Genomic DNA, 4,484 nt, shown 5'->3' on the forward strand with positions numbered 1-4,484 from the left:
TCCTGGGGATGATGGCTGCCAACTTTCTCAATGGCCGGTTATTGAGGCAAGTTGAGAGCGAGCAGTTGTTCCGTATCGGGACCGGCATTCTTGCGCTGACAGGCGTCATTCTGGCGGTTAACGCCTGGTTTGGCTGGGGTGGGCTGCTTGGCCTGGTAATTCCTATCTTTATCTACATGTCCATGAATGGGCTCATCGTGGCCAATTCGGTCGCCGGGGCTTTGTCCTCGTTTCCGAACAACGCTGGTGCAGCATCATCCTTGCTTGGAGCGATGCATTACGGCAGCGGCATCCTAAGCGCGGCAATGCTGGGGTGGTTTTCGGACGGTACCCCGTGGACGATGGCGTGGATCATGGGCCTCGCGGGCGTCGGTAGCTTGTTGACATGTGTGATCGCCATCCGCCTATACGCGCGTCAAGGTTTGACTGTTGCGCAGGGATGACGATTTTTTTTGCATCGGGATCAAGGGAGTTGAATGCTCATGAAGTTGACTACATCCGTAACGACCGCCGCACTGATGGCTATGTCAATTCAGGCAAACGCGCAAAGTTCGGTGCCGGATACACCCGCCGCGCGGCAAGCTCGGGAAACTGCACCACAGCTATTTGCCTATACCCAGGATGTGCTTTTTGGTGACTTATGGAAGCGCAAGGAGCTCGCGCCACGTGACCGTAGCCTGGTGACGTTGTCAGCCTTGGTCGCCAACGGGCAATCAGCGCAGATGACCTCGCATATCAATCTTGCATTGGACAACGGAGTGAAGCCCGGGGAGATCGTCGGGTTGATAACCCATTTGGCTTTCTACACCGGCTGGCCTAATGCGATGAGTGCGGTAGGCGTCGCAGGCGAGGTGTTCAAAACGCGTGGGATCGCCGCCGAGCAATATCAACCTGCGTCACAAGCGTTGCTGCCGGTAGACGAAGTAGTAGAGGCGAAACGGGCGGCAACCATCAAAGAAAACGTCGCCCCGATTGCACCAGAACTGGCTCGTTACACGGATGACGTTTTGTTTGCTGATCTATGGCGGCGTGCCGATCTAGCACCTCGCGACCGCAGTTTGATCACTGTGGCTGCGCTCATCGCTCGAGGTCAGCTCTATCAGGTCCCCTTTCATCTGAACAGGGCCATGGACAACGGCCTGACGCAAGCCCAGGCCGCCGAAGTGGTTACCCAGCTCGCTTTCTACGCCGGGTGGCCTCGTGCGATGTCGGCTCTGCCTGTTATGCAGTCTGTGTTTACTGAAAGGAAATGACCCCGTGATAGGAAGCGTCGTTATGTCATCAAAAGTATTCAAACGGTTGGTGTTCGGCATGCTATTTGGCTTTGTCGCATCATCCATAGGGAACATCGCAGTTGCAGGGGAGCGAAGCAAACCTGAACCATTGATTATTCAAGAACAAGGCAGCTTTGCTGCCGGGGGACAAGTTGCGACAGCGCCGGGTATTTTCGACGCGCGCAAGCCAATGGAGCCCTCGGGCCAGACCTACCACGGCGATCACGCCTATGCCTTTTACCAGTTGCCATTGAATGCCAGAAAGCTGCCTATTGTCATGTGGCATGGTGCCGGCCAGTTTTCCAAGACTTGGGAAACAACGGCGGATGGGCGCGAGGGTTTCCAGACTATTTTTCTACGCCGTGGCTTCGGTGTTTACTTGATAGATCAACCACGCAGGGGCAATGCCGGGCGCGGCATGGTTGAGGCAACGGTCAAACCGACGCCGGATGAACAACTTTGGTTCAACCAGTTCCGTATGGGGCTTTGGCCGAACTACTTCAAGGGTGTACAAGTTGCACAGGATGCGCAGACCCAGAATCAATTCTTCCGCGCGATGACCCCCAATACCGGACCGTTCGACATGACTGTGGTCTCCGATGCCGTATCGGCGGTATTTGAAAGAATCGGCCCGGGCATTCTTTTCACCCACTCTCAGGGAGGCGGGCCAGGCTGGTTGACTGCGATCAAGAATAGCAACGTGAAAGGCATCGTCGCTATTGAGCCCGGTAGCAGTTTTGTCTTCCCGGAAGGTGAGGTGCCAACGCCCATTCCGAGTGCTTTTGACACGGTACAGGGTACGTCACTTCCCGCATCCCAGTTCGCAGCCCTGACCAAGCTTCCCATTCTTATTCTCTACGGTGACAACATCCCGGATCACGCAGTTGATCTGCCTGCACAGGACAGTTGGCGCGCCCGACTGGAGATGGCCCGGAAGTGGCGTGACACGGTCAACAAACATGGTGGTGACGTAACGCTGGTTCACCTGCCAGAGATTGGCATCAAGGGCAACACACACTTCCCGATGTCAGATTTGAACAATGTCCAGATCGCAGATCTGGTTTCAAAGTTTCTTTCCGAGAAAAAGCTGGATTGAACCTCAGGTGCGCTAACGGCGTAAATAAATGCCAATTCCTTTCTAAGTCCATCGTTCAAGGCTACAGGAGTACTTTTATGAAACACACTATTCTGAAGGCGACTTTATTGGCGGCAATGGCGGGAGTATCAGCAGGCGAGGCGGGTGCGGCGGACTATAAGAAAAACCCGTATACCCTCGTCTATGATGGCGCGATAACCAAAAATGAAGCAGGTAAGGTCAATATCCATCCCGTTACCTACAAGCTTCATGGCCTGGACATTGTTGCTAACGTCTACACGCCTGCCAATTACGACCCGAAGCACGCTTACCCGACAGTCGTGGTGGCCCATCCAAACGGTGGGGTAAAGGAGCAAGTGGCTGGTCTGTATGCGCAGCGATTGGCTGAGCAAGGCTATATTACGATCACTGCAGATGCGGCTTATCAGGGTGGTAGTGGCGGGCAACCGCGCAGTGTCGATAAGCCTGCCTATCGCATCGAGGACATCCACGGAATGGCAGACTTCGTCGCTCGATTTGCAGGCGTCGATGCCAAACGGTTGGGCCTGCTCGGGATCTGTGGCGGTGGTGGCTACTCATTAGCAGCAGCTGAAACCGATAAACGATTCAAGTCAGTGGCGACGGTAAGCATGTTCAACTCTGGACGTGTCCGTCGCAATGGCTACAACGATTCGCAGTTGGACACTATTGAGCAGCGCCTGCAGCAAGCCTCTGCTGCCCGAGCTCAAGAGGCCGCGGGAGGGGAAGTGCTCTATTCAGGTGATGCCAACCTCACAGATGAACAGATCGCCAAACTGCCGTATGCGTTGTATCGCCAGGGCTACGAGTACTACTGGAAGACCCACGCACACCCTAACTCGACCTTTAAATACACCACGAGTAGCCTCATCGACCTGATGCGCTTTGACGCCACCAATCAGATCGAACTGATCAATCAGCCGTTGCTGATGATCGCAGGGAGCAACGCCGACAGCCTGTACATGACCCAGGAGGCATTCCCCAAGGCCACCGGCACGAAGGACAAGGAGCTGTTCATTATCGATGGCGCCACCCATATCGAAACTTACTGGGTTCCGAAATATGTGGATGCTGCTCTCGGCAAGTTAACGCCGTTTTACGCCAGGACGCTGTGATCTCAAGGCCGCTTTTCTAGGAGACAATCGGCCCGTGCCGACTGGAGAACGTTGATGTGTGCTTACCTTGTAAACTCGGAAACGGCGGTGATTACTCCTCCCGCTACGGTGTTGGTCGTGGGGGCAACCGGAAGTATCGGTCGATTGGTCGTGGCTGAGGCGCTCAGGCAAGGTTATAAGGTGCGTGCGCTGGTGCGAGATCTTGTCAAAGCCAAAAAGTTGTTGCCACCCCAATCGGAGTTGATTGAATGCGACGTCACTCTTTCTGCCGGTCTAGCTGAAATCGTCAGGGGAGTGGACGCTATTGTCTTTACGTTGGGTGCAGGAAGTGTAAGAGGCGAGAGCGCAATGGTCGTTGACTATGGGGGCGTGCGTAATGTCCTTGCTGCTCGGGGCCATCTGTCCCCTCGTGTCGCATTGATGACGGCTATCGGCGTGACCAAGCGTGTCGATGCGCAGTTGGGTGTTCTGGCGGGGCATGATTGGAAGCGTCGCTCGGAGCGTTTGGTTCGCGTCAGCGGATGTCCTTATACCATTGTTCGGCCGGGCTGGTTCGACTGCAACGGCGCCGATCAGCATCGCCTGGTTCTACTGCAGGGCGACTCTCGCTGGGCTAGCGATGCAACCGATGGTGTGGTTTCACGCCATCAGATCGCCGAAGACCTTGTTCGAAGCCTCTCTACTGTTGCGGCTGAAGGCAAGACAGTCGAGCTGGTTGCGGAGCAGGGGGCCTCGACGCAGGACTTTGAAGCGCTATTTGCACCCACGGACGCAGATATACCAAGAGAGCTAGATGCCGTGCACGATAGAGACAATATGCCCCTCGCGGATGAGCCGACTTGGGTTCGCGATGAATTAGCCTCGCTCTATCAACCTGGGCTGTTAAAACACGATGACGCAAACTGAATCGGACCGCTCTGAAAAGGGTCTCAATAGATGAGCACGAATCGTCAGAAAGAACGTAAGCGGACGGCAAACACA

At 55.2% G+C, this 4,484-nt stretch carries 4 protein-coding genes and 1 pseudogene; all 5 read left to right on the top strand.

All coding sequences use genetic code 11. From position 1 onward, the window contains the following. Window positions 1–443: pseudogene (locus tag YA0848_RS35415) on the top strand (Bcr/CflA family drug resistance efflux transporter); the annotation flags it as partial. A gap of 39 nt (window positions 444–482) precedes the next feature. Beyond that, the gene (locus tag YA0848_RS35420) at window positions 483–1,253 is read left to right on the top strand and encodes a carboxymuconolactone decarboxylase family protein (protein WP_198712472.1); all 771 of its coding nucleotides are present in this window, start codon (window positions 483–485) and stop codon (window positions 1,251–1,253) included. A gap of 22 nt (window positions 1,254–1,275) precedes the next feature. Beyond that, window positions 1,276–2,370 (top strand): alpha/beta hydrolase, encoded by a 1,095-nt coding sequence (locus YA0848_RS35425; RefSeq protein WP_082238660.1) that lies wholly within the window; start codon window positions 1,276–1,278, stop codon window positions 2,368–2,370. A gap of 77 nt (window positions 2,371–2,447) precedes the next feature. Next, a complete protein-coding gene (locus YA0848_RS35430) occupies window positions 2,448–3,503 on the top strand; it encodes an alpha/beta hydrolase (RefSeq protein ID WP_034097727.1) in 1,056 nt (351 codons plus the stop codon). Window positions 3,504–3,557: 54 nt separating this feature from the next. Next, entirely contained in the window at window positions 3,558–4,409 is an 852-nt protein-coding gene (locus YA0848_RS35435; RefSeq protein ID WP_198712473.1) for an SDR family oxidoreductase, read from the top strand. The last annotated feature ends 75 nt before the right edge of the window (window positions 4,410–4,484 follow it).

The organism is Pseudomonas sp. S4_EA_1b, assembly GCF_016307435.1.
Taxonomy (GTDB): domain Bacteria; phylum Pseudomonadota; class Gammaproteobacteria; order Pseudomonadales; family Pseudomonadaceae; genus Aquipseudomonas; species Aquipseudomonas rhodesiae.